This is a genomic window from Nocardia miyunensis NBRC 108239, assembly GCF_001613065.1.
GTDB lineage: Bacteria > Actinomycetota > Actinomycetes > Mycobacteriales > Mycobacteriaceae > Nocardia > Nocardia miyunensis.
In genome coordinates, this window is record NZ_BDBQ01000045.1 from 51,391 (window position 1) to 77,870 (window position 26,480).

Consider the following 26,480-nt stretch of genomic DNA (forward strand, 5'->3'; position numbering starts at 1 on the left):
TGCTCCTAAAAACGTACGGCGGGACCGGGTTCCATCCCGAAGCCGGAATCCTGTGATGCGCCCGGCCGCGGACCCGTCAATCGCTCGTCGAGCGCGGCCCAGGCATCGTCGTCGATGATCATGACCTGACGCAATTGCCAGAACCGGGCTCCCAGATACATCTCGCCTCCCCCGTCCGAGGTGATGTCGAGGTGATCCGGGCCATCGATCGACGCGTTGAGCGTGACGGTGGTGATCGGCGGGTTCTTGTCATCGATCTGGATGATCGTCGCGCCGCTGCCGGGAATGAAACTCTGCCGGAAGCGCGAACCGGCCTTGATCGCCACCGCGGCGCTGTTGGTCGTGAGGGTGACGTCCGGATTCAGCAGCAGCTGCATCGCCCACGAGCGGGCCGCGGTCTCCGGCCGGTCACCGTTGATCGAAATGGCCAGCGAGCAGGACAGATCCAGGACCAGTACCGACTCGGCAGCGGTGACCCCGGCGATGACCAACCGCTTCGGTGTGCCGCTGGGAAATGGCAGATCATCGGCGGCGAGGGTCGTCACATCCGAGCCGAGACCGGCGCCGGTCACGGGATGGGCGGAGACCATTCCCGTGGCGACCTCGACGGTGTAGGCGGCGATCGGGCCCGTGCGGCCATCCGCCACCCCGGCCAGCCGGACCAACCCCTCCTCGTGCAACCACCGCACGGTATCGGCGACGGTTACTGCGCCCGGCTCGCTCACAAGACGAGCTCCGCCGCATCGGATTCCGCGTCCGAATCGCTGTCCTCACCCCACGGATCCCGGTCCATGAGCTGCTCGTACTGGCGGGCGGCATCGGCGGTACTGTCCCGGATCGCCGCCATGATCTCGGTGATCAGTTCGCCGGACTCGAACCGATCGACGGTGCCCGGCGCCAGATAGAGCGAGGTCAACCGGCCCATCGCATCGACCTCCGGAATGACCGCACCGCTGGGCGAGGGACGGCGCGCGGTAATGGCGTCGATCCGCTCCCGCAGATCGGCGATCTTGTGCCGCAGTTCGCGCGCCGCATCGAGTGCGGCCTGCACGTCGGGGTGGATATCGTTCATGCTGTGCCTCCGGATTGACTCGGGGTCTGGGAGTTCGAGGGCGTGGGGGGTGTCACGGTCGGGGCGATCGTCGGCTTCTCGCCGATGACCTGCTCGGTGTGCGGAGTGTCGTCGACGTACATCAGCCGATCGGGATGCCACGCCACCACACGGTTGCGGTCCTGGTTGCCGCCGGCCCCGTTCATACCGGGCGTCATCGGCATGTACGGCATGTACGGCGAGCTGCCGCCGGCGGCCCGGCTCGCCGTGGCCGCCGCCGTGTCCAGCGACTCGATCACCGGCGCTCGGGCCATGGTCGGTGAACCGGTGAGTTTCGCCGCGGCAGCCACCATCGGCATCGAGGCCACCTGGAAGGCGGAATTGGCCCCGGAATCAACCGCATTGGCGATATCGCCGATCGGCACGCCGCCGCCACCGCCCTCGAGTCCGCCGTAATCACCGGCATAGTCGGCCAGATCGCCGATCGAATTCTGATCGGCGTTCTGGTTCATCCCGTTCATGCCGTTCGACATCATCGAACTCATCATCGTCGGCAGCAGACTCGCCAACGTGCTCATCATCTGACTGCTGTCGCTCGAGCTGCTACCGGAGCTGCTGTCACCCGAGCTGCTACCGCTGCTGTCACCCGAGCCGCTGCCCGAATTACTCTGCGCGCTACCGGAATTGACAGCTGTTGAATAGCCCGCGATAGCCTCGGCGGATCGGGCGTTCTGCTCCTGCGTCTTGGCCAGCGCATCCGCTACGCCGGCTTCGTTCTTGGATCGCATCGCGGCCAGCAATTCCTTGCGCGCGGCGATGATCTCCTCGGGGGTGGGGTGTTTGGCCTTCGCGGTATCGAAAGCCGAAGTGTAGGTGTCGATCCCGTCGGCCAGCTTGCCCAGGTAGGTGCCCAGCTGATCCAGCCAGTTGCGGTGCTCGTTCAGCTGGGCCGCCGCCTCGGTTCCGACGGGCGTCCAGCTCCGCAACGCCTGAGCGGCCTGATCCACGCCCTCGATCGCGGTGCGATGCGAACCATCGAGGTAACTGCGGATATTCCCCGCGAAGGTGGCAGCCGGTCCGGTGCCCGGACCGGACCGCAGCTGCTGCGCGAAGGTCAGCGGGTCGATCTCGGCGCCCGCGGTCGGCAGGTTGTACGTCGGTGCTTGCCGGGCGGTCGGCGTCGACGGTTCGGCGACCGGATTGGTGAGCACATCACGACCGCTGCCCCCGACCATTCGCGCACCCGTATCGTCGGCCCGGGTGTAATCGGCGGCCGCGGAGCCGGTCTTGTGCGCATGCTGATGCACCAGGTGCAGAACGCCCTGTGTGCCGTTGAACAGCTGGGCGGCCTGAGAATTCGCGCCCGGCACGAAACCGCCGGAGATGTGGTCCGCGCCCGCGGGCTGCACCCAGCCCGTCGGCAGTCCCTGCCCGGTGGTCTGCGCCAGATCGGCGAGGTTCGACGCCACCGTGACGAGTTCCGCCGGGTCGACATTCAACGACTCCACATCTGCCTCCTCTCACCTTCGGCGCACGATCAGCTGCCCGGCGCTGCCGCGGCGGGCTGTGGCGTCTGCCCGCCGGTCGGGTCGCCGGTGGCCGGGAGCGCATGTGCCCCGCTCCCGTCGTTCGACGCGCTCGCCTCGATGCCGTGCGGATGGGCGAATCCGGAGAAATTGCCGAAATCGCCTGCCTTACCGGAAATCTGGGGCGTGAAGTCCTTCTGCTGACCGTCGACGATCACCTGCAGGCTGCCGTCCTGACCGGAACCGTCGCTCGAGCCCGAACCGCCGCCCTGGGCCGAACCCCACACGATCACGATCGCCGTGTGGTTGCTGTCCCAGGTGGCGACGTCGCCGGTCATCAGCTGGCTCGGATCCACGCGATCGCCGATCTGCTTGGGATCGCTCCACTTCGCCGGGGTGTTCGCACCCTGTGCATAAGCGGCCTGCGCATCGGTACCGGCCTGATTCGCGAACGCCGCGTCCAGCGCGTTCGCGACCACCGGGGACACCTTCTGGACGCGGCCGTCCGGGAATGTGTAGTCCACGAGACCGTCGGCGCCCGGTATACGAGCCGGGGGCCCGGCGGGCGGAGCGGTGGTTCCCGGACCGTTCGGAGCGGTTTGCGCGGGAGCCTGGGCAGGAGCCGCCGGTGCGGCCTGCGCCGGGGCAGCCTGGGCCGGGGCCCCCTGCTGGTAGCCGGGCGGATATGGCTGCTGAAGCTGATTGTTGGGATTCTGATCGGATTGGTTCCGCATCATCGACTGCATCTGCATCATTTCCATCATCGGACCCAGCATGCTCGAGATGTCGGAAAGCCCCGAGGAACCGGTGTCACTGCTGCCCACCGAACCCGGGTCGGTCGAGGAGGAACTCCCGGGGTCCGTGGAGCCGGTGGAGCCGCTGACGTTGCTGGGGTCGCTCGAACCGGTGACGCCGCTGGCGTCGCTCGAGCCGCTCGCCCCACTCAGGTCGGGCGGATTCCAGGAGATATCGGAGGACCCGCTCGCACCGGATGCGCCGGTGTTGTTACCGAGAGCCCCGGGGTCGTAACTGCCGGATGCTCCACTCGAGCCGCTCGCCCCACCCTTCAGCAGTGCATTGTATTTATCCAGCAGGTCCTGGTACTTGCCATCCAGCGTATTGTATTTATCTGTCAGATCTTGGAGTTTCTTGGTCTGGTCGTTGACATCGCTACCTTTACCGTTCATCGCATCGGTAGCCTTGTTGATATCCGTTTCCATCTGCTTCAGGCCGGACGACGTGAATGTCAGGATATGGGTATTCTCATCCTGGCCGTCGCCCGGAGGAGTCGCAGCCAGATCACTGAGTTTGGTGATGTCGGTACCGATGGCGTCCTGGTATTTTTGCAACTTGTCCGCAGCATCCCCCACGTCCTTGGCCACCGCGTTCAGCGTACTCAGCAAGGTTTCATATGACTGCTTGAGCTGCGCAGCCACCGCCATGTAGTTGCCGCCCGCCTCGCTCGATATTTCCGTCTGCTTCACCTGCGGGACATCCATGGTCTTCGGCAACGAATTTCTTTTGCCGTCACCAAATTTCAGCCACATGTTGGTTATGTTGGCAACATAATCATCGTCGAGGTATTTTTTTACGGAAGTCGAGATGTCGAGCGTCTTGAGGCTGCTGTACTTCTTCCATTCCGGAGAATCCCAGTCCGGGATCAGAAGCGGCGGCATGCTGGTCATGAATTAACCATTTTACCGTCAGCCTGCTTGATCTTGACCGCACCGGATGTGGGGTACTGAGCTAATCCGTACTTGTCGTATATCAGCTGTGCCTGGCTATCGCTGCCGCTGAATGGAACAGTGCCCTTGGAGGTGTCCGTGCCCGCCAGACGGGTCGGCAAGGTCTTCGGCATGGATACGGATGGGGCCGAGGCATGACTGTCCGCGTTGAATGCGGTCGCGATCCCGGCACCAGCACTCGCACCTTCGAGGGCCGCCCCCACGTTCCTCGAAGTCCCCACCGCAGTCGCCAGAGCTGAAGCCCCAGGCATGACACTACGAGCCGCTGCGCCGAGCAGACCTCCTCCGATCCCGCCGAGAGCGCCGTCTATCACGAAGGCTTTCGCCCCCTCGTTGAAACTGCCGGACTGCGCCCACGTCCACCCCCCACCGACCAGCCCAGCCGCACCAGCGGCAATACCCGCTGTGGCAAGGAGCCCCAGGCCAGCCGGATTGGCGATCAGTGCGACAGCAGCGATAGGTGCGGCAGCGGTCGCTATGCCCTTGGCGACATCCCCGACGACACTCCAGAACCCCATTCGAGATCACCTACCTGGTACAGGGGCAAACCGCGTCATGGAGCAGTCGACCACACGCGAAACTTCCATCGGACCCCCTTATTGTCATGGATTCCCACCCCTGGGAATCGTGCACGCGCATCAAGTCCACCGGCTGGCAGCGAAGCTGCTGGGCAGGCCCACCACCCGAACGGTCGCCCCGGTATGCGGCGCCTCGATGCATTGCCCGTTGCCGATGTACATCATGACGTGCGTGGGGCTGCCGTTGTTGAATTCGGCCGCCGGGAAGATCAGGTCACCGGGCTGGATATCGGACGCGTTGACCTTGGGTAGTTGCTGATATTGCTGCGCGGCCGTACGGGGAATCTGCGCACCGGCCGAAGCCGCCGCGTACTGAGTGAGGCCGGAACAGTCGAATGCGTAAGGACCCTCGGCGCCGTATACGTAGGGTTTTCCCTGTTCCGACAGCGCGATGGAAATCGCTTTCTGCGCGGCGGACGAAGATCCCGTGCTGGACCCGGATATCCCCTCCGCCGCAGGGTAGTTCACTCCGACGAGGTTGTAGAGGTACTGGTCGGTGAGCCGGTTGATCTCGACGGCGATCGCGTTGGCGTTGGCGTTACTGTTGCCGACGATCTTCAAAGCATTGGTCAACGCCGAGACGAGGATCTGATGAACCTTTATTTCGCCGTCTCTGGTGTACGCGGCGGAACCGAGTTGGCTCAACTGACTGTTGGTGTTGTTGATGACTTGACTGAGGGCACCCCGATCGACGGACTGGTTTCCGGCAAGGTATTCGAGAAAGGAGGCGAGTTCGGTGTCGAGGTTGTTGTACGCGGTACCGGCATTCTGCTGATATTGCTGTGCAGTGTTCAGCGCCGACATTCCGGACCCACTACCGCTGGTATCGACTTGATTCTGCACGGACTGGGTCTGCGGGGAACTGGTGTCGCCGCTGCCGTAGGTGCCGTCGAGCTGGTTCAGCGCGTTCTGAGCGTTCTCGGCATCCGATCCGCTGCTGCCGGTAGCGCCCGTTCCGTCGGTCGTTCCGCTGCTGCCCGTTCCGCTGCCACCGGATCCGCCGAGCCCGCTCAGCGCGGACGCGATCGTGGGGAGCATGGATGCGACCATCGTCGCCGCGGGCGCAAGCTGCGTGAGCAGATCCGAACCATTGGGCGAGGTGTTGTTGCCGCTGCCCTGCCGAGCGGGCCGGGGCTGCGCCCACTGCGACGGCATACTGCCGGGCTGCGCCGAACTCGCGGCAGTCGTCGCGGCGGACTCCGCCGCGCCACCCTGGCCCGCCCCGGAAGTGGTCGGCGCGGCGCTCTTGCCGGTCGCGGACACGCCCTGGGCGGCCGCGCTCTGTCCCTGTGCCGCGGCAGTGGTTGCCGAACTCGCGGTCGCGCCGTTCTGTCCGGGCGCTACGGCCTGCCCGTTCGAATTCACATTTCCGGGTGAATTCGGATCCGAATTCCCCTGCTGCACTTGGCTGTTCGCACTCGGCGACACCATCCCGGGCTGCTGACCCTGTGCAGAAGCCGGGCGCGCGCGCTGCTGGCTCGGCCTCGTCCAGGGCGTCACCGCGGACGCGGAGGCATCACTCGCGGTTCCACCGTCCCCGGTCCCGGGATCGGTGGTTCCGGTCGCCTCCGCCTCCGCGCTGGTCACGAACTCCCCTTCAGCACCCGCTTGACCCGGACGTCGGACGCGGTCGGAATCGCCTCCTCGACAACCTGTCCCGAACCAGGATCACTGGTCACCATCTGCGTCCTGTCCACCGCGATGCCGACTCGGGTCGGGGCGTAATCGCGGTAGTCCCAGAAGACCAGATCTCCGGGCGACACCGCGGACCGATCGACCCGCTGCCCGCAACGACTCTGTGCCGCAATGGTGTTCGGCAGCGCGACCTGCAACGCGGCGGTATTCGTGAGCTTGTTGCACGAACCCTGAGCCGATGCGCTCGACGTTGAGGTGATGCCCGGCGGCAGGGGCTGGGCTGTGGATGCCACCGGCATCGTCCCCACCGCGCAACTGCCGGTACCGTCCGCTCCGGACGCCGTGTAGATCAGCGACTGGGCGGATTGGGCAAACGCCTCAGCACTGCCCGGTCCGGCCCCCTGCGTGCGCTGCGCCGCTGCCAGCGCCAACTCCCGCGCACACGCGGCCGCCGGCCCGGAATTCGCGGTCAGCAGCGGCTGCAGCTGATAGGGCGCCGACGGCATCGCGCTGACACAGGCGCGTTGCCAGTCGGACACGTCGGTCTCGTCAGGCGCGATGGTCAATGCCGCATACGGATTGGTGGTCGGCACCTCCGAAGACGGCAGCGCCTCCTGCGTAGCACCGGCGCTTGCGGCGGCAGTAGGCATAACCGTTTCGGTGGCAGAGGGATCCGGACCCACCGCACTGTCGCACTGGTAGTACAGATCGGCCGAAGAAGCCGATGTCGCACTCCCGACCATCAACACGACCCATATCAGGGAACTTACGAGCGCCGATACGACTATCAAAACGACTATGCCGATCAGCACCCCGTTCGGGAGGATGAGCGCGAACATGAGAATCTGCCCGAGCATCGGACGTCGACGGAGGGGGCCAGCGGTCAGGATACGACCGAGCAGAAGGTTGCGAAGCATTGAAAGCATGGCGCCGTCCTCACCTCATCGTCATGGTCCATTCAGGTGGCCCGGCAGCGAGTCGAAGGCCGTGTGCCAGCGACCCGGATTGCTGGAAGGCCCCCAGCCCGGCGATTGAAGCCCGGCCGTTGTAGTCCTGTTCATGCCCGTGGCCAAGCGTTCTGTACGCTGCGCGTTACTGACAGCTCTTCGAAAGTTTCTGAACCGATTCGGATCTCCGGGATTCTCCAGGAAGCGTTCCCAGGAATCCGAAATCGTATTGAATTCCCTATGGGCGATAGCGTCCATCATGCGTCCCGCGTGCTCCGATTTGAATTCATCGTACAGCTCCGGCGGAATAGGAGTGCCACCCGGCGTGCCATCAGGGATATTCGGAATCCCCATCGCCTCCAGCGCCGCTTTTGCCTGATAGAGCTCATAATTTTCATGCTCAGGATCAGGAATTCTTGCCCCAAGGAGATTGTTGGTGTCGACGATCATGTCCATATCGGGAAGCTTGAAGTTACCATTTGCAAATTCTTGCAAGGCTTTGATCTTTGCCTCTGTCGGGTTCGACAAATAGTCGGCTACGTAGTCCGCCTCACCTCGATACCCGGGTTCACCGGGGTCAGCCAACTCATCGAGATTGACATGCGCCTCCGCTTGCTCGCGATACAAATTCAGCGCACGGTCTACGGGCCCGATACGAGCAACCACCTCATCCATCGAGGCGCCCGGAACTCCACGTGCGTAGGCCTCCATTGCACTCCTCAGCCTCGTTGTCGAAGCAGCCAGATACCCCAAGTTCTGACTCTTGAAGGTGCTTTCTGGAGCAACTTTCAGCATTCGCTGCCAGGAATGACTTACCATGCCGTTGAGCCGCGCATCAGTCATCCCCGCCGTTTCCATCAGGCCAAGCGCATCTCGTTCGGCCACACCAACATCTAACAAGGTTGAAAAAGCAGCCGCGACACCCCTCGGATTGGTGAGTCCACCATTCGCCAGCGCAGCTTCCCGAGCCATATCCCTCCAGCGACGCCTTTCGACTAGGGGCTGCCGCTGCGCCATGAGCCAATCAGGGTCCGACCCAAGCTCCCGGCTATTCCTCTGAGCGATCGCCCAGCGGTCGTCCGCCTGATTCTCCAACCCGTGCCTTTGAGCGATCGGCCAGAGCGGGTCCGCCCCAACCTCGCGGCTATGCCTCTGAGCGATCGGCCAAAGGTCGTCCGCCTGATTCTCCAACCCGTGCATCTGAGCGATCGGCCAGAGCGGGTCCGCCCCAACCTCCCGGCTATGCCTCTGAGCGATCGCCCAAAGGTCGTTCGACTGGTTTTCCCAGCCGGCCCGCAGTGCATCCCGCTCTATTCCCGAGTTGCGATTCAACGGGTTGCGTCTGCCTCTGAACAGCCATGAGGCCAGCGGCGAAGCGCTGAGCGCAGACACAGCCATAATTCCCTGCATTCCAACGGTAGACATCAGCATCGTGTGACTGGCCGCCGCTGCCATTCCACCACCTACACCCGATGGACCTCCACCGCCGCCTCCTCCGAAACCAGCCACTCCATAGCCTCGTATACCGCCGTCAACGGATGCCGATATCTTGCCGGCGATCGCCGCACCGCCCCTGGTGACGCTGCTACTAATTCGTTTGAACTGGGCCATCATGATGATCATAACGATGCCACTGAGCACGATAACCGTCACGATTTGGCCATCGGCCTGCTCGAAGAGATCACCCAGAAATAGCAGATAGACAGCGACGAAGACGATCTCCACAACCATGCGCCAGGCGGCGATGAAGCCGTGCACGATATTGGAAATCGTGAACGTTTGCGTCGGACCGTATATGTACCCGCCGGCGGCAAGTCCAAAAATTCCCAGAAATCCGTGGTATACTGCATCAAGAATCGACATCATGATCTTGACAGATATTCTGAAAATAACAAACCCCTGCACTCCCCCCAGTACGCACAAAAGAAGCAGGATTCCAAACTGTGCCCACGTCGGTTTGTTGACCGCCGAATACGCGGCCGTATCACCGCAATTCTTGAGTCCGTTCTTCACCTGATCTTCGCTGCCTGCCATGATGCCGGCCGACCACGCATTCTTGCACGCGGGCCGCACATCGACCACATGTCCGAAATTCGCCACCTGTAGAGGTTTACGAACCAAATTATCCGTCAGAATTCCCTGCATGGAGTTGACCAGGGTTGTCGAATCTCGGGTGCCTTCCCCGTTCAACCCGGCAGCCACCGCCACACCGACGTCACGCCCTTGCGCCAGGATACCGTCCGAGGAGAGCACCTCCGCGAGTGGATCAGCCAAGAACACTGGGCTCAATATCGCGATGACAACCATCGTGACTATTTGCATGGCAGCCTTGGAGATCAAACCGCGGACTATGAAATAAGCGACGAAAAAGGCGCCGATAGTGACAGCCACCACAAATACGAGCGGCGTCGCTATTTGTCCGGTAAAGGCCCTCGCCGTCGCTCGCAACGGAGTTGCGATCAAATTCATCCACCCGAAGCTGATCACTTTGTCGAACGAATAGATCCAGAAATCACCGAAGAAAAGGTAGCCTTCTCCCACCATACTCAGCGCCGCCCACAGAATCGTGTATCCGGGATGGAAGATATCACCGTGATTCGTGACGATCATGTACCGTGACAGCGGGACTCCCGATGAATCTCTGACACCCGACCATCCGGCATCGACGCTCGACGACGCAGTGCTCGGATCTACGAGCGCGGTGGCGATACCGCCCACCACCCCCGGGAAGACGAAGAGAACCAGGAAGATGCCGACCAACCAGGCCGTCCACCTGCGCGGCCGACTGGCACTGATCCAGGCACTGAACCGCCGGTACACCGCGTACAGCTTCCAGCGGTCCGGATTCCAGAATTCCAAGTCCCACAACGACCGAGGCAATCGATCGCTCAGGCGAATCCGCCGGTCGTCAGGGGTACTCATCGGGCTGCCTGTCTCTCCAATGAGGCCGTGCGACCGTTCCCGACAACCGTCGAGGGCGTACTGGTGATCGCCACTGCGCGGTCTCCGCGAGCCGGGCCCAGAATCTTGCCGCGACCGATCCGGTTCAGCGCGTCCCGCATGAACATCTCACCTCGACGCTCCTCCGGCACCTGCCGTCCCGGGCCGATGGGCGGCGAGGTTTCCTCCCGCAGCATCGACAGCAGGAACGACGTTTGTTCCAGGTCGACACCGAGCCATTCGAGGCTGTTGCGGGCCAAGGTTTCATCGCGCTGCCGGAAGACGAAACGATTGGGGATGAGATTGTGCGCCGCCCCTTGGAAGTCGGTAGCCGGATCATGCGAGGCCAGCCCGATCGCGGCGAGGTGCTTACGACCATCGCGGCTGAAGTCCGAGGTCACCGACGAACCGACCTGTGTCTGAGTGAAGTGATGTGCCTCATCACCCACCAAGAGCCCGAATCTGCCGTTATCAGTGAGGAATGCCTCCCGAGCGGCCACGCCCACCAGCTCGTACAGCGCGGTCCCGAGTCGCTTTGTCAGCGGCAGCCGGTTGTACAGGTGCGGTGTGACGAGTTCTTCGGCGGTGGGCAGAGCCAGGCCGTGGCTGCGCACCACGGTCGCCGCGGCGTCGAGACGCAACGTCGGCAGCTTCGGATCGAACAGCACAGGCATCCGGTTCGCAATCGTGCCCAGCCGAGCCGCCAGATCGGCGTATTCGTCCGCATTTCCGGGCTGATCACGCAAAGTACAGACGACCCGGTACAGATCGAGCAGACTCCGAATGCGATGCTCGGCAATGGCACCGGGCGTCAGAAGATTGCTGAGGGAGGCGCCGGCTCCGGAAGTCGGCGACAGATCCAACAGCGGCAGGATCGAATCCAAGGTTCGTTCGCCGGCGACCCGGCCCTCGAACATCCGCAGCGGATCCAGCGATACGGTCGGGTTCGCCAGATCGATGACGACCGCCCTATCGATCGCCCTGGCGAAGTGTTCCCATTCGCCGACCTGACTGCGATCGATCGCGAGGAACTGTCCGCCCATATCGTGGACCAGCACCGCCATGAGTTTCAAGAAGTAGGATTTTCCCGAACCCAGCTCGCCGGTTACCGCGAATGATGCGGACAGATCGTGCAGCGCGGCTTCCATGATGCCGAAATGAATCGGCTCGAAGTGCCCGGACATCAGGTTGACGCCGATCACCGGTCCGCTGTCGTCGCCGACCTGAGACGTGTTGAACGGTACGAATCCGGCCCACATATCCGACGGGAGGATGTGCGCGAAGTCGTCGAATGCCCGCCGCCGCGGACTACCGGGAATCAGCATCGACCATAGGTCGACCTGCGCACCAGCCGGTGCGGTCATATCGATCTGAAAGCGCTTGTATCGGCGTTTGAGAGCGTTGACCGCGTCCATGGTGATCTCACGGGTCGGGCCGCCGACGGCGATAACAGTCGTGAACGATACCTCGGACTCGCTGCCGTTCACCTCGAAATGCTGATTGTACTCACCGAGCATCTGCACCTTGGATGCCAATGTGTTCTGCGCGAACGAGATCTCCTGATCACGCTGATCCATCTGCTCGCCCAGTCGTCGCAGACTCAGCTCATTACCTTTGAGCACCTGATCGGCAGGTTTGGTAGAAACCCGCATTCCCCAATCGACGGTAACCTCCGGCATACCATCGAGGACATTGAGGAACTCGCTGCCCCCTGGGAACCTCATACCCGAGTAGGGAAACGAATGCGGCGTGAGCATGGCCTGATAAGACGGTAGATATTCGAGTTCCGGCTGCACCACTTTGATCACCGGAACGAACGAGGGCCGCAGCCGGCGGGATCGATCGGTGTGCGCTCCCTCGTCGAGCGCCGCGGATCGAAACACCGCGGCAGTCACGTCGTCCAGGACTTCCGCTCGTGTGGGTGCGGACGGATCACCGCCCGTGCCTCGATTGAGGTAGTGCTCCCACAGCCACTGAAACAAAGCGGCCGGTACCGGCACCGGTTCGAAATCCCGGCCGACACGCGACAAGATCTCGTTCGCCTTCGCGGTGTACTCGTCGAGCTCGTCACGCGTTACCGCGGTGGCATCGATCGTGGTAGTGCTACCGCGCCACATGCGCGACACCGCGGAAACCCCCGTGGTCGAGGTCGTGCCGACCGGTATCGTCAGCAGGTAGACGCGAGTCTGCGGCATGATCGTGCGGATGCGATCGTAAGATTCGACGACCTCGGCGGCATAGTCCTCACATTCATCGAGATCCACGCCCTCGACCATCTTCGTCAATACATCGAGGGTATTGAGCCGCGCCTGGATCCCCAAGAGAAGCGAGCCATTCGGAAGATTGGAGATCAACGAGTGATGCGCCATCTTCACATCGAATTTGTCGGCGGTGTTGCGCAAGCCGTAGCCCAGCGGATTGATGAAGTATGTCGCGGTCACCATACCGGAATGGGTGAATTGCAGATTTCCGCGAATGGCGGCGGTGGGCTGTAGATCACGTTCGAACGCCATCAGTTGAGTCCTCGGGGTTCCACCACGGCACCGGCGCTGTCGATGTGGGCGAGCGCGAGTGGCCATGGCGATGTGCTCAATGCCTCGCGCGCCTCGCCGGATGTACTGGGGGGCAGGATGACGACCACGGATTCCTCGACAAACGTCGCGGTATCGGTCGACCTGGCATCGATCAGACCGCCGGCGGCCGAAACCGGCTTACGAACAAAGATCAACCGCCCCATCCACAGCACCCTCGATGTCATCCGCACTCCCGTATACGGCACCAGACCCAGCCCGAACACGCTCAACACCGTCAGCGCCAACCCGGACACGAATGTGACCGCCACATTGATCGGAAAAGTCATCGCGCACACCGATGTGATCACCAGCCACGTCGCCCCACCGGCGATCTGCGGCAGGGTGTAGGGCCCGAACGGCAGCTTCTGCCCGTTCTGCGCCTTGCCGATCATGGTGGGGACACGCTTGATCGGCGTGAACACCTTGACCGGCATCGTCACTGGTAGCTCCCGATCGGGTGGTCGGGGACGATCGAGTTCGAGTCGACGCGGGCGTAGTTCACCAGCGTGGGCAGCAGCCAGAAGAGCACCGCCGCCAGCAGCGCCGACCCCGTGACCGTGATGATCCGCGAGGGCGAGAGCTTGGATTTCGCCGCCTCGGACACGAGGATGCACATCCCGATGATCGCGATCAGGATGATCCCGCCCCAGCGCACCCATTGCAGGATGTACACCAGGATGGTGCTCAGTTGACTACCCATGAGACTGTTCCTTTCCGGATCAGTTCTGTGTCGCCGGCGGAACTTGCACCGCGCTGGAGGGCGCGGTCGTGGTCGCACTCGACGGGGAACTCTGTGGCTGTGGCCCCTGGGTGGCCTGGCCGACCACCACTGACAGTGGAACCCGCAGGGGCGGAAGGGGATCGATGCTCTGCACCTGCCATTGCCCCGCGTTCAGGATCATCGTCAGGGGGTAGGCCAGCGTGGGCGACGCGCCGTCGGCCGCCTTCGGGTTGACCGTGGCCAGGACCCGGGCCGTCGTCGAGCCGCTGCTACCGCAACCCGCGTTGTCGGCGGTGACCGAGGCCGTCTCGACCGAGACGAACGGTGGCGGCTGCGGGGCGGCGACCGCCGAATTCGGCACCGTGTACCGGGACAGGTCTCCGGTGCCGGTCAGGTACGCGTTCAGGAATCCGGAGACGACCTGTCCGAACGGAGTATCCGCGCCACACGAATCCTGGTTGGCCAGAGCGAGATCCGAGCCCCGCGCGGGTGCGTCCACCGCGGCGGGCAGCGTCAGCGCGCGCACGCGCCCGGCGGAAACCGATACCGCGACGCGGTAGTACTGCCGCGCGGGCCCCGCCGCGGACGACGTGTGGCCGGCGCTGGTGTTCGACGCGGTACCGGTAGCGGTCGAGCCGGCGGAACTGGTGGCGGTCGAGCTCGCGGAACTGGCCGACGCACTGGTTCCGGCGCCCTTGCCCACCCGGACCGAGATCGTCACCGTCCACACGTCGAGCTGTGCGGTCGAGATCTCCCGCTCGGCGAAGACGACGGCCGGATCGGCGACCTGCCGTCCGGCGGAAGGCAGTGTGACCTGCTGACCGGCGCTGACGAATGCCGCGATCTCGTCCTGCTGATTGGCCGAGGCGCTCAGGTACGTCACCACGAAATCGCGGGCGAACGATTCGGCCAGCTGCGATCTTCCGATGATCTTCGTCGTCGTATCGTCGGAGGGACCGCGCGGCGGTGTGGAGAACCAGCCCAGAATCGTGCGGCCGCCGCCGAGGACGGCCAGGACGGCCAGGACAGCGACCACCACGTTGTCGCGGCGGCGGCGCGCGGCCATCCGGCGAAGTAATTCATCGCCCGAATCCGCCGATCTGCCAACAACTGTCCGCACTCACGAAATGGTAGATAACCTGGCCGTTCGCGACCGGCCGCTTATTCCCGGCCTTGGGAACAGCCCACCCTCAGGCGGGACTGCGGTTCATCCGACCGGCGAGCCAGTGCCGCAGTTGTTCGTCGTATCCGACCGGGCCGGACCCGTGCCGAGTATCGAGCGTGTGGTGCTGGGGCTCGAGCACGGGAACGTCGTCGGCAACGCGGAGCAACTGCGCGATCGCCAGCTGCCTGCTCGAATATCCGGGATACGGATAGACCAGCAACGAGGTCGGTGTGTAGCCGCCGGTGTAGTTGAGCGCCCGCACCGTTACTCCCGTGGTTTCACCGGCCCGCAGGCGGTCGCCGAGCTCGGCCAGCCGGGCTCGATCGTCCGGATGGAAGACGTCGATCGGCCGGAACAGGTAGTCCCAGCGAACCCAGGGCGCCGGATCGGTCAGCCAATGCGAAATGCTGGTGTAGTCCAGCTGGACGACCGCGAGATGTGTTCCGGCGCGGCGATGGGCTTCGCGCAGCCCGACCCGTTCGAGGGTGGCCCACCGGGAGGGCGAGCCGTCCGACGACACATCCTCGATCAGCCACCACGCGCCCTGGGTTCGCTCGTCGTCGCGGGCACGGATGGTGACCCGCCAACGGCCCATCTCGCCCGACGCGTGCAGCACCGTGGCATCGAATTGGAGCTTGTCACCGGGCTTGGGCTCATAGAGCAGGTCCAGCACCTCGGCGTGCCGGTCGAACCCGGACATCCGGTGGAACAGCCCGGCGATCGACATCCTGGGCGCGTATTCCTCGGCCGAGATGCCCCGGAAGAGGGCGATGCCGCTGGGCAACTGCACGGTCTGGGTGTTCAGGTCCCAGATCGCGCCCACCGCCGGCCGCATATCCGGCACCCGTGCGGTCACCGGGCCGAGCCAGAACCGGATGGCGTGCACATCGCCGGCCGGCCCGAACACCGGCCGGATCTTCAGCTCGTGCGGGCCCGACCGGGTCGGAATCCGCAGGTCGACATCCTCGGCCTGATCGCGCACCGCCTGCATCGCGGCGGCGAGGCGTCCGGTGGTGAAGCTGTCGTAGACCGCCGGCGTCTTCGCCAGCGCTCGTTGCAGGGCCCGATGCCAATCCGCGAACCCGCGGGGCGCATCCCCCGCCGACGCCACCGACATCGCATCCGGTGTCAACATTTCGATCGTCATCCATGGGACCACCGCATCGCTTTGCATCGAACCCGCCCGTACCAGCCGTTTCTCCGGTGATGACCCAGCAGGGCCACATCAAGACAGTTTCAATGTACCGTTGTTTAACGGCACATTCAATGTGTTCTATGGGCTCGGTGCGATCTGGGCGATGCAGACAGGCAGCGCGTGCGAACCGGACCGGCGAGTACGCCATATTGATCCGGAATGTCTTCTGTAGCAGTCGATCAGACAGCAAAGGGCGCCCGTCCGAATCATCGGACGGGCGCCCCGGCGCCTACTCCCGGACTGCCGCTACTCCTGCGCTGCCGTCATGGCGAGCACACCGGCGCCCGCGAGCGGCCCCAGCCCCTCCAGTTCGGAAGGCACCACCCGCAGCCCGGTCAGAAAGCCGAGCCGCGCGTGCGTCGCGACGGCCGCGGTGAGCGGCTTCCACAGGGCCGGACCCGATTGCGCCACTTGCCCACCGACCACTACTAGATCGATGTCCAGCAGCGGCGCGATCGAGGCGATCACCCGGCCCAGGGCCGTGCCCGCACGCCCCATGGCCTCGGCCGCGACCTCGTCACCGACCTTGGCCGTTTCGGTCAGCGCGCCCAGCGAGTTCCCCACCCACCCGTGGCTCCGCGCCCGGCGCAGCAGTGCGGCGCCGCCGGCCACGGCCTCGAGGCAGCCGCGCCCACCGCACTCACACGGATCGTCGAATCCCGGGACCAGCGCATGTCCGATGTGCCCCGCATTCCCGGTCCGGCCGACGACCACGAAGCCGCCCATCATGACCCCGGCGCTGATCCGATGCGACATCGATACCGACAGTGCGTCCATGACGGTCTGCGTCGCACCGAACGTCCGCTCGGCCAGTCCCAGGCACACGCCGTCCAGCGCGAGCCGGACCGTCGCCACCGGGAAGATCTTCTGCACCGCCTCGACGATGCCGAAACCCGTTTGCCACTCGGCGATATCGGCCGGCGCGATCACCCCGGCGCCCATATCGATCGGCCCGGCCGAGGCTATGCCCACGGCGGTCACTTCGTCATCCGCGGCCACATCGAGCAGCAGGTCCCGGCAAGCATCCCAGGCTCCTTCGGCCGGAATCGGAGTCCGCTGGATGTCCTCGTCGTCGGCATCCTCGGCCACCGGGCCTGCCGCGAAGCCCTCGGGGCCGATCTCCAACGCCAGCATCGTCATGAATTATCCACCGCCACAATAGGTTTCGCCGTTATTCGCGGAAACGGTCAGTGGCCGGTTCCGGTCGGCCGCAGCCGATGCCCGAGGACAATACGCCGCTGCGGTGCGGGCGACGCCGACTCCGCGCCAACCGGACGCTCGCCGTTGTGGATGATTCGCAGCGGCCGCTTGTGGTCGATCAACCCGACGCGATGCCGGTCCAGGTTCTCCACGATCTTGCCGGCGGCGTCGTAGGCGACTCCGGCCCAGATCATGCCCCGGGGACCGTTACCGCGCGCGGTCAGGGTTTCGACCAGCTCCCGGCAATTCGTGTACAGCGGGCATTCGGAGCAGATTCGCACGGCCGCGCGCCACGAGTCCGGGGTTCCGGAGTCCATGTCCCAGTTGTCGGGGCCGTCCGCGCACGGCGGCCTGCGTGTAGACCTGCCGCGGATCGCGGAAACTTGTGTCGGCGCGGGTGATTCGTCGGCCGGACGGTTGGTGTGCATGATGGCCATAGCGGTCTCCGGGAATGCCGAGGACACCCATCCGAGAGGGGTGTGTCCAATGGTCGATCGGGCATCAGGGCTGCTCAACAGTCCCCGGAATCCAGCAGTTGGTAAATTGCTGTACTCGGCACGTTAACCCACGATCGGTCCCTCAGCAAGAGTTTTGTCGCCATATAACGGCTCATCGATCAGGTGGTTACATATATGTATCGTCAGCTAACGGCACGGTAATAAGCGGTCCAAATTTGGTGGGCCGTTATGGCGCCGACCGAGCGGGCCGCGATCACCCCGGATCCGAACTCGCGACTAGCGGGCGGCCACCGCACCCGACTCACGCGTGACCGGTATTCCGGTGCGCCGGGCCTGCGCCAGCGCGGCCGGCGAGTCGGCGCTGCGGGCCGCCGTGTCGGGTATGACCGGCGGGGTCCTGGTCGTCGCACGGTTCGCCGGGGGTCGGTAGTCCGTGAGAGTCGCGGTGCCCCACACATAGGGGTCCGCCTGCGCGCTGCCGAACGGCGACCACGCCAGGCGGGTCTGGCCGGTCTTGTCGTCCGTATCGGAGTTGTAGACCAGGATGTTCATCGCGAATGCGGCCGGATCGACCGATTCCGGGAGCTCCCGGAGCGGGATCTTCACCTCGACCGCATATCCGCGATACGGCTCGGTGACCACCGCGGCCACCTCGATCCCCGGTGCGGTCTCCCGTACCGGGCCCTGATGATTGTCGGCGTCACGCTCGGCGGCCGGGCCGCACGGACCGCTCGTATACGGAAGGACGCCCACCTTGAGGGTGGTCGACGTATCGTCCGAATCGCCGCGCGGATCGATGGCGATCTCGACGGAATCGGTGCGCCAGTGCCGTTTGACATCGTCGCAGGCCAGCGCCGCTCCTTTGCGCTCGTCGGCGACGACGACCAGCACGTACAGCTCGTCCGCGTGCCGGGACACCTTCGCCGTCGCGGTGCACCGGGCATCGCCCTGCCAAACCGCGAGCGGCAGTTCCGGCCCCGGGTACTCGCCGGGCCCCTCGGCGCCGTTGAGCGTCGGCGCGACGGTAACCGCGGGAATCGTGGTCGTCGGTTTCGCCGGGTAGTCCGGCTGGACCCGATTGGCCAGCCACGGCAACCCGACTCGGTCCGCCCACGCGGAGAATTCCGCGTACAACGGCTCGAGCCCGGTTTGCCCGCGCACGGCCGCTTCCACGAACCGGCCGTCGTCGGCCAGCACGCTGAACCAATCGGAGTCGAGCAGTTGGGGATCGGACGGAACCCGCGGGGGCATCGCGGCGAAACCCTGTGTTCGGTACAACCGTGCCGCGTTGCGTTCGACCTGCGCCCAGGTCGTGCCGTGTTCGTGTGAGCGAGTACCGGACCACACCCCGATGACGGGCAACCCGGTGTCGGGATCGGCGCGCTGCTGTCCGGGCGGGTTCGGCCCCAGCAGTGATCCGAACCCGTAATTCTGGGCGAGCAGACGGCTCGCCCGCCAGGGCGCCAGCCCCTCGACGGCGATCTGCTCCGGAAACGCCAGCGGATCGGCCGCCGATCGGAATGCCTCGATACCCAGACGCGCCGAAAGCTGGTGTCCGCCATGCTGATTGAAAGGCCGCGGATCCATCACCACGATCGTGTGCGGCGTGATCTGGCGCACCAGCCGCACCAGGCGCGCCAAGGTGTCCTGCTCACCCCAGATGCGCGCGGTCAACGGCGCGGACAGCGTGTACCAGAAGTCCGGCTTGTCGAGGTAGTAGATGTTCTCGATGCCGACCATGCCGGTCGCCCCGCGTTCCTCGGTCTCCCGGATCAGCCCCAGTTCCGGTCCCTCCTCGCGCCCGACGGCGTTACCACCACCCTCACCACGGGTAATGGTGACCACACTGGTACTCGAGCCGTGGAATTCAAGCCACTGCCCGAAGGTGGCCAGATTGAACGATTCATCATCCGGATGCGCCCCGACGAACAGCACATCGGTGTGCGCCCGGCCCCTGATCACCCCCGCCGCGCTCCGGTTGCCGTCCCCGCCGAAGCTGTCCGAGGAACCGTCCGCGACCAGCCATGCCGCGGTCAAGGCCGAAGCGAGGACCGTGCGCCTGCTCAACTTGCCGACGCCGCTGCCCGCCACCGCCATCCAACTCTCCAGCCGTCCCGCACTTCACACCGGTCGATTCGCCGTCGAATCACAGCACACCCGTGGCGGGCCCCCCAGTGGCGGCGATACTCAGTGCCCGGTGGACGTCGGCGGTTCGATCGGCTCGACACCCAGTTCGGCCGAGTACTCGCGATTCAGTTCGGACCAGCCGTTGTTCATCGCGTCCGCGCCGACGATCGGGCCGATGGGGGTACCGGCGAGCAGCAGCGCGGCGACGTCCAGGCACAGATGCCAGCCCGCGGCCATCATGCCGGCCTGGGCGCGGTCGGACAGGCGATGTGTCAGACGAAGCGTTGTGCCACCGCTGTTTTCGGTCAGCTGCCAGAGCAAGATCTCACCGCTCCAGGTGTATTCGAGCAGATGCGGCCGGTCGACCAGCGAAACCTCGCCCGGCAGTTCGAGTTTCGTCTCACCGTCGATCATGATCAGCGTGACCGGACCGAGCGCGTCGAGTGCGCGATCGGCGGTGTAGGGCGCCCACTCGGCCAGCTCCCCCGGTTCGGTGAGCGCCGACCAGACCGACTCCGGCGGATGTGGGAAATCGCGGGTGAACACCAGCGACCACTGCCCGCCGTCATCTACGAGTTCGACCGGGTGCAGGGGACTTGGCCGATAGGATTGCGTGCTCATCAGGACCGATCCTTTCTGTCGAGGTGACGCCCGAGGGCATCGAGATGGTGGTGCCACAGCCGCAGATACGGCGAGAGCCAGCCGTCCAGCTCCTGGAACGGTCCGGGAGCCAGGCGATAGACCCGCCGCTGCGCCGCCACCTCACACGTGACGAAACCCGCGTCGCGCAGCACCTTCAGATGTTTGGACACCGTCGGCTGGGACAACTCCAGCCGATCGACGAGCTCGCCGACGGTGGCCTGACCGGTCCGCAGTTGGTCGAGTATCCGCCGACGCTGCGGCTCGGCGACCACGGAGAACGGATCGGCTGCCACGGCTCACAATATACCTCATCACGTATATACCCGAAAGGGAATATACTGCCGAGGCACCCACCCGTTGTGCGGACCCTCGCGGCTCGCAGCGAACGGCCCGGCTGATCAGCGGGCGTGCCGCCCGACCTCGTGCAGGTGCCGCAACGCCTGCGAGTACGACTCCAGCAACCCGGTCTCGCAGTACGACACTTCCCGCTCGGCGCAGAACTCGATCACCATCGGCCGGACCGAGCGGAGGTTCGGTCGCGGCATGGACGGGAACAGGTGATGTTCGATCTGATAGTTCAGACCGCCCATCGCGACATCGATCAGATGCCCGCCGCGAACGTTGCGTGAGGTCAGCACCTGACGTCGCAGGAAGTCCGTGGTCTCTCCGTCCAATACCGCCATCCCTTTGTGATTCGGCGCGAAGGTGCAGCCCATGAACAACCCGAACAGCCCCTGGTTCACCGCGATGAAGGCCACCGCCTTACCGGGCGGCAGCACCGCCGCGACCAGAGCGAGATAGCCGACCGCGTGCGCGGCGAGCAGCGCCGCCTCCCAGCCCCGATTCCGCATCGGCCACCGCAGCACCGCCCGGACGCTCGCGAAATGCAGACTCAGGCCCTCCAGCAACAACAGCGGGAAGAACAGCGCCGCCTGATGACGGAAGATCCATCGCCGCCAACTACGTTCGGCGCCCGCGCGAGCTCCGGAGTGCGCCAGCACGCCCATGATGTCCGGGTCGGCCCCCTCGGTGTTGGGGTGCGCGTGATGCCGGTTGTGATTGCTGGTCCACCAGCCGACGCTCACCCCGATACAGAGGTTCCCGGCGATCAGGCCGAACAGATGGTTCGCCCGCCGGGTGCGGAAGATCTGCCGATGCCCCGCATCGTGCCCCAGAAATGCGAACTGGGTGAACAGCACGGCCAGCACCGCGCCCACCGCCAGCTGCCACCACGAATCCCCCACCGCGACGAAGACGGCCCACCCGGCCACCAAAGCCGCAAGGGCGATCCCGCCGAGCCGGGCGTAATACCCCACCCGCCGCTCCAACAGCCCGGCGTCGCGTACCCGCCGCGCCAGCACCGCATACTCACTGCCGCGGGCCGCGATCGAATCATATTGCGCCACAACAGTTTCCACCGGCACGTCGAATTCCGCACCGGACTGCAGCGCAACCCCTCCCGCTGGATACTCCATTACCACGCGCGTCCGCCGTTCTGCTTCGAGTTGGTTCTCCAGGATCCGCGCCACCACACCCGACGGCCTTGTCCGGCTGCTCGCGACCGGCCGTAACCGCCCGCCCGCGCTCGCGGCTCGCACACTCGGACAACAGGATCTCTCGACGACACATCCAGGAGGTGAACAAGGACCCGGCTCGACGTCACATCTGCGCGACGACCCGAGAATACCGTCATCTACCGACCGACGTCGTCTCGGATCGATCCGAAATGCGGTGCTCCTCGACGGTATCGGGTCGAGGTACGGGGCAACAGCGTATCGGCGGCGCGCCGCCTTCGATTCACCGTCGCCGGGAAGCGGACACGACATTGGGCCGCCCCGATTCGAGAACCGGAGCGGCCCAATGGAATTCGCGTCACATCTGGGGCAGTTGCTCACCCTGGACGAGTTCGATGTCGAGATCGATCTTCACCGCGGTGCCGACCGCGGCGATACCCGCGCGCACCATGGCGTTGTAGTCGATCGCGAAATCGTTACGGTGCAACTGGACCTCGGCGTGGAACGCCGCGCGCACCCCGCCCCACGGGTCGGGTCCGTACCCGCCGTAGGTGATGTCCAGCTCGATCGGGCGAACCTGACCGTGCAGGGTCAGCTCGCCCGGCATCACCAGCTTGTCGCCACCGGTGCGACGCAGGCCGCTGCCGGTGAACGAGATCACCGGATACTTCTCGGCGTCCAGGAAGTCCGGCGACCGCAGATGGTCGTCGCGCATACCGATGCCGGTATCGATGCTCGCGGTCTTGATCTCGGCGAAACCCGTCGTGTTCTCCAGGGTCTCGGCGACGTTCAGCCGACCGCTCACCTCGGCGAAGCGCGCCTTGATACTGGCGATGCCCAGGTGCCGCGCGGTCACGAGGACCGTCGAATGCACCGGGTCGATGGTCCACGGACCGGCCGGGGGAGCCGGATTGGTCCCCGCCTCCGGCGCCAGGACGATCTGTCCCAGCCGCCCGGAACCGTCCGCGCCGACCCGGGCCACCTGCGCCACCGGCTGGAAGCCGGGTGCGGTGATGATGGCGGTGCACACGCCCGAGGGCAGTGCGTCGGTCGCCACCTCGCCGGTCGCTCCGGCGGTCGCCCGGGCGAGCTGACGGCCGCTCAGATCGGTCACCGTCAGCACCGCTTCCGGTACCGGCCAGCCCTCGGTGGTGTGAATACGTGCCGTCAGTCCACTCATGACTGCTTCGCAACCTCCTCGTATCCGAGCCGCACATCGTGATTGATCTCGCCGCCCGCGACGGTCACCTGACTGGTCACCGGCGGGTAGCCGCTGGCCACCACGGTGTACTCACCCTCGGGCAGATCGGACACCAGGTAGTGGCCCTCCGCGTCGGTGCGGGCGGTCGCGACCGGTGTTCCGCTGACGTCCAGCACCGTCACCTGCGCGTCCGGCACCGCACGACCGTTGGCCCAGGCCGCACCGGACAGCACCGTCATCGGCGAGAGCTCGATGTCGTGCCGCAGCAGCCCGCTCTCGGGCACGCTCAGGGTGAGCGCGTTGGGCCGCATGTGATCGGCGACCGCGACCAGGGTGTATATCCCGGACACTACGCCGTGGCAGACGTACGTGCCGTCCTGGCCGGTGACCGCCGCGCCGACGACCTCGCCGCGCATATCGGTCAGGGTCACCGTCGCCGAGGGCAGCGGCTCACCGCGTCCGGCCGAGCGCACCACGCCCGACAGCTCGCCCGAGCCCTGCAGCGCGATGTCCAGCGACTGCGATCCGTTGCCGACGGTGACGTTCACCGCGGACGGCTGATGCCCGCCCGCCGAGACGATCAGCACATAGCTGCCCGCCGTGGGCGCTCCGATCGTGTAGCCGCCGTCGGGGTCGCCGGTCGCCCGGGACACCTGGTGACCGCGTGTATCGATCAGCGTGAGCGCGGCGCCGGCCACCGGCCGGCCGTCCTCGCGTCTGATCCGACCGCCGATCGTACGAACCTCGCCGTCCGCCGAGGCGAATCCGGCCGACGAACTCCTTATGGCCATCTGTGACACCGCCGTTCCATTCGTATGCACTGCCGCTCTGCCGTTGCGTTCGATCGCGGCATGCCTGCCCGCGATCGCACCGGCCAGCACCGGCTCCGGCTCGGAGAGCGCCTGTGCCGCGCCCTCCCAGACCTGACTTTCCTCCCACGAACCCGCGGTCGCGTCGATCGGCTCGTCCGCCTTCGGCGCGGCGGCCTTGGGGTCCGCGAGTGGGATTTCCTTCATGAACAGCAGCACCAAACAGGCGACCAGGGCCACCCCGGCGGCAGAGTAGAACACGCCGTGCAGGGAGTTGGTGAAGCCGATCAGGATCGGATCCTTCACCACCGACGGCAGCGCGGTGATGCTGCTGGTATTGCTCTGGATACTGCTGAGCTTCGAGGTGTCGAACCCGGCGGGCAGGTGTCCGCCGAAGGCATCGATGATCTTGTGCGGCAGCAGGTTGAACATGATCGTCAGGAAGACCGCGACACCCAGGGTGCCGCCCATCTGCCGGAAGAACGTCGCCGACGCGGTGGACACACCCATGTCCGAGCGCGGGCCCGCGTTCTGCGCGGCGATGATCAACGTCTGCATACAGCAGCCCAGGCCCAGGCCGATAATGCCGCTGAACAGCAGCGGCTGCCAGATCGCGGTGTCGTAGTGCACCTGCGAGTACAGCAGCGCGCCGATCGCGATGATGAACGTGCCCACCACCGGCAGCACCTTGTACCGGCCGGTGAACCGGGTGACCTGCCCCGAGATCAGCGAACCGATCATGATGCCCGCCACCAGCGGCAACATCAGCAGACCAGCCGAGGTCGGCGAATAACCGCGCACGACCTGCCAGTACAGCGGGACCATGGAGATCGCGCCGAACATCGCGATACCGACGATGAAGCCACCCGCGATGACGACGCTGAAGGTCGAGTTCTTGAACAGCCGCAGCGGGATCAGCGCCGCATCCTTCATCAGGTATTCGACGAAGATGAACAGGATCAGCCCGACCGCGCCGATGGCGTAGCAGATGATCGACTTGCTCTCACCCCAGCCCCAGCCGCGGCCCTGCTCGGCCACGATCAACAGCGGCACCACGCATATCGCGAGCGCTATCGCGCCCCACCAGTCGACCTTGTGACTCTGTTTTCGATGTGGCACGTTCAGCACTCGCGCCACCACGCCCAGAGCGATGATGCCGATCGGCACGTTGACCAGGAACACCCAGCGCCAGCCCTCGAGGCCCCACAGGTGGTCGAAGCCGGAGAACCAGCCGCCGAGCACCGGGCCGAGCACCGTGGAGATGCCGAACACCATCATGAAGTAGCCCTGGTAGCGCACGCGCTCACGGGCCGGGACGATGTCACCGATGATGGTCATCGCCAGCGACATCAGACCACCGGCGCCCAGACCCTGGAAGGCGCGGAATCCGGCCAGCTCGTACATCGAGGTGGCGAACGTACAGGCCGCCGAACCGATGACGAAGATGCCGATCGCGGTGAGGAAGAACGGCTTGCGGCCGTAGATGTCGGCGAGCTTGCCGTATAGCGGGGTACTGATGGTCGCGGTGATCAGATAGGCGGTGGTGGCCCAAGCCTGCTGATCGAATCCGTGCAGGCTGTTGGCGATCCGAACGATCGCCACGCTCACGATGTTCTGATCCAGCGCCGCCAGGAACATACCCAGCAGCAAGCCCGACAGCACCGTCAGAACCTGGCGGTGGGAGAGGAACGTACTCTCCTCCTCCACCGGTCCGGGCCGAGCCACCGGCGCCTCGGTTGTCGAAGTCGTCATATTGTTCAAACCCTATTTCGGTTCGGCTGTACACAGCGATGGGGTCGTCTCGATATCGGCGTTGAGCCGGTCGAGAAGTGTGATGAGATCGGACCGCTCCGTCGCGGGCCAGTCGGCCAGGATTCCGGCGAGCCAGAGGTTCCGTTGCCGACGGGTCTCTTCGAAGACGCGCACTCCCTCGTCGGTGGCGGCGAGCACGCACGCGCGGCCGTCGACCGGGTCCGCCCGGCGTTCGATCATGCCGTGCGTGACGAGGGATCGTGTCTGCCTGCTGATCGTGGAGATCTCGGCGTGCAGTTGCTCGGCGATCTTGCCGGTACGCTGCGGCCCGTCGTGGACCAGGCAGAACAGCACCGCGTAGGCGAGTCTGTCCAATCCGTCCGGGCCGTGCTTGGACATCTGTGTCTTCGCACGGCTCAGTGCCCGCATGAACCGGACCAATTGCGTACCGAGGCGATCGGCGTCGTGGAGGACGGCACTACCGGTGCTGACGGCAGTTACCTCGGGGTCGAGGCCGACGGTGGTCATGGGGATTCACCTTCTCCCATAGATCTACAGACTTTGGTTAGCGCATACAACTAGTTGCCGAAGCCAACTATACATAGACTTGGTTAGCGCATACAACTAGTTGACTGAGCCAACTATACATTCGCCCAGGCACCGAATCGCAAACTGGATATTCGGCCTCCGCTCCGCTCCAG

General features: G+C 65.0%; 22 protein-coding genes. All 22 read right to left on the minus strand.

From position 1 onward, the window contains the following. Positions 1-5: 5 nt before the first annotated feature. On the minus strand, positions 6-725 hold the full coding sequence (locus tag NM2_RS19495; RefSeq protein ID WP_067670623.1) for a hypothetical protein: 720 nt from the start codon (positions 723-725) through the stop codon (positions 6-8). Then, positions 722-1,072, minus strand: a complete 351-nt coding sequence (locus NM2_RS19500) for a YbaB/EbfC family nucleoid-associated protein (RefSeq protein ID WP_067670625.1) — start codon at positions 1,070-1,072, stop codon at positions 722-724. The genes NM2_RS19495 and NM2_RS19500 overlap by 4 nt, the downstream gene beginning before the upstream one ends. Further along, the gene (locus tag NM2_RS19505; protein WP_067670627.1) at positions 1,069-2,559 is read right to left on the minus strand and encodes a PPE domain-containing protein; all 1,491 of its coding nucleotides are present in this window, start codon (positions 2,557-2,559) and stop codon (positions 1,069-1,071) included. Before NM2_RS19505 ends, NM2_RS19500 begins: the two co-directional genes overlap by 4 nt. 29 nt (positions 2,560-2,588) lie before the next feature. Continuing rightward, positions 2,589-4,262, minus strand: coding sequence for a hypothetical protein (locus NM2_RS19510; RefSeq protein ID WP_067670629.1), 1,674 nt, complete (start codon positions 4,260-4,262; stop codon positions 2,589-2,591). Further along, entirely contained in the window at positions 4,259-4,840 is a 582-nt protein-coding gene (locus tag NM2_RS19515) for a hypothetical protein (RefSeq protein WP_067670631.1), read from the minus strand. Before NM2_RS19515 ends, NM2_RS19510 begins: the two co-directional genes overlap by 4 nt. Before the next feature lie 120 nt (positions 4,841-4,960). Further along, complete coding sequence (locus tag NM2_RS19520) at positions 4,961-6,487, minus strand: C40 family peptidase (protein ID WP_067670633.1); 1,527 nt, start codon at positions 6,485-6,487, stop codon at positions 4,961-4,963. Next, positions 6,484-7,185, minus strand: coding sequence for an NlpC/P60 family protein (locus NM2_RS19525; RefSeq protein WP_169816198.1), 702 nt, complete (start codon positions 7,183-7,185; stop codon positions 6,484-6,486). The genes NM2_RS19520 and NM2_RS19525 overlap by 4 nt, the downstream gene beginning before the upstream one ends. Positions 7,186-7,482: 297 nt before the next feature. After that, entirely contained in the window at positions 7,483-10,404 is a 2,922-nt protein-coding gene (locus tag NM2_RS19530; RefSeq protein ID WP_157121180.1) for a hypothetical protein, read from the minus strand. Then, the gene (locus tag NM2_RS19535; protein ID WP_067670639.1) at positions 10,401-12,935 is read right to left on the minus strand and encodes an ATP-binding protein; all 2,535 of its coding nucleotides are present in this window, start codon (positions 12,933-12,935) and stop codon (positions 10,401-10,403) included. Before NM2_RS19535 ends, NM2_RS19530 begins: the two co-directional genes overlap by 4 nt. After that, positions 12,935-13,429: a hypothetical protein gene (locus tag NM2_RS19540; RefSeq protein WP_245718121.1), complete on the minus strand. Its 495-nt coding sequence runs from the start codon at positions 13,427-13,429 to the stop codon at positions 12,935-12,937. The genes NM2_RS19535 and NM2_RS19540 overlap by 1 nt, the downstream gene beginning before the upstream one ends. 2 nt (positions 13,430-13,431) lie before the next feature. Continuing rightward, a complete protein-coding gene (locus NM2_RS19545) occupies positions 13,432-13,695 on the minus strand; it encodes a hypothetical protein (RefSeq protein ID WP_067670641.1) in 264 nt (87 codons plus the stop codon). Between the two features lie 19 nt (positions 13,696-13,714). After that, a complete protein-coding gene (locus NM2_RS19550) occupies positions 13,715-14,836 on the minus strand; it encodes a conjugal transfer protein (RefSeq protein ID WP_245718120.1) in 1,122 nt (373 codons plus the stop codon). A gap of 70 nt (positions 14,837-14,906) precedes the next feature. Beyond that, positions 14,907-16,028, minus strand: a complete 1,122-nt coding sequence (locus tag NM2_RS19555; protein ID WP_067670645.1) for a GAF domain-containing protein — start codon at positions 16,026-16,028, stop codon at positions 14,907-14,909. 294 nt (positions 16,029-16,322) lie between these two features. Then, entirely contained in the window at positions 16,323-17,216 is an 894-nt protein-coding gene (locus NM2_RS19560) for an ROK family protein (protein WP_067670647.1), read from the minus strand. A gap of 47 nt (positions 17,217-17,263) precedes the next feature. Beyond that, a complete protein-coding gene (locus tag NM2_RS19565; RefSeq protein WP_157121181.1) occupies positions 17,264-17,713 on the minus strand; it encodes a hypothetical protein in 450 nt (149 codons plus the stop codon). Between the two features lie 297 nt (positions 17,714-18,010). After that, complete coding sequence (locus NM2_RS19570) at positions 18,011-19,831, minus strand: sugar-binding protein (RefSeq protein ID WP_084531277.1); 1,821 nt, start codon at positions 19,829-19,831, stop codon at positions 18,011-18,013. A gap of 90 nt (positions 19,832-19,921) precedes the next feature. Next, a complete protein-coding gene (locus NM2_RS19575) occupies positions 19,922-20,482 on the minus strand; it encodes an SRPBCC family protein (RefSeq protein WP_067670652.1) in 561 nt (186 codons plus the stop codon). Then, entirely contained in the window at positions 20,482-20,796 is a 315-nt protein-coding gene (locus NM2_RS19580) for an ArsR/SmtB family transcription factor (RefSeq protein WP_067670655.1), read from the minus strand. The genes NM2_RS19575 and NM2_RS19580 overlap by 1 nt, the downstream gene beginning before the upstream one ends. A gap of 105 nt (positions 20,797-20,901) precedes the next feature. Next, positions 20,902-21,909, minus strand: a complete 1,008-nt coding sequence (locus tag NM2_RS19585) for a fatty acid desaturase family protein (protein ID WP_067670667.1) — start codon at positions 21,907-21,909, stop codon at positions 20,902-20,904. Between the two features lie 466 nt (positions 21,910-22,375). Next, the gene (locus tag NM2_RS19590) at positions 22,376-23,197 is read right to left on the minus strand and encodes a YceI family protein (RefSeq protein WP_067670657.1); all 822 of its coding nucleotides are present in this window, start codon (positions 23,195-23,197) and stop codon (positions 22,376-22,378) included. Next, positions 23,194-25,779 (minus strand): MFS transporter, encoded by a 2,586-nt coding sequence (locus tag NM2_RS19595; RefSeq protein ID WP_067670658.1) that lies wholly within the window; start codon positions 25,777-25,779, stop codon positions 23,194-23,196. Before NM2_RS19595 ends, NM2_RS19590 begins: the two co-directional genes overlap by 4 nt. A 12-nt stretch (positions 25,780-25,791) precedes the next feature. Then, on the minus strand, positions 25,792-26,307 hold the full coding sequence (locus NM2_RS19600) for a MarR family winged helix-turn-helix transcriptional regulator (RefSeq protein WP_067670660.1): 516 nt from the start codon (positions 26,305-26,307) through the stop codon (positions 25,792-25,794). Positions 26,308-26,480 lie beyond the last annotated feature (173 nt).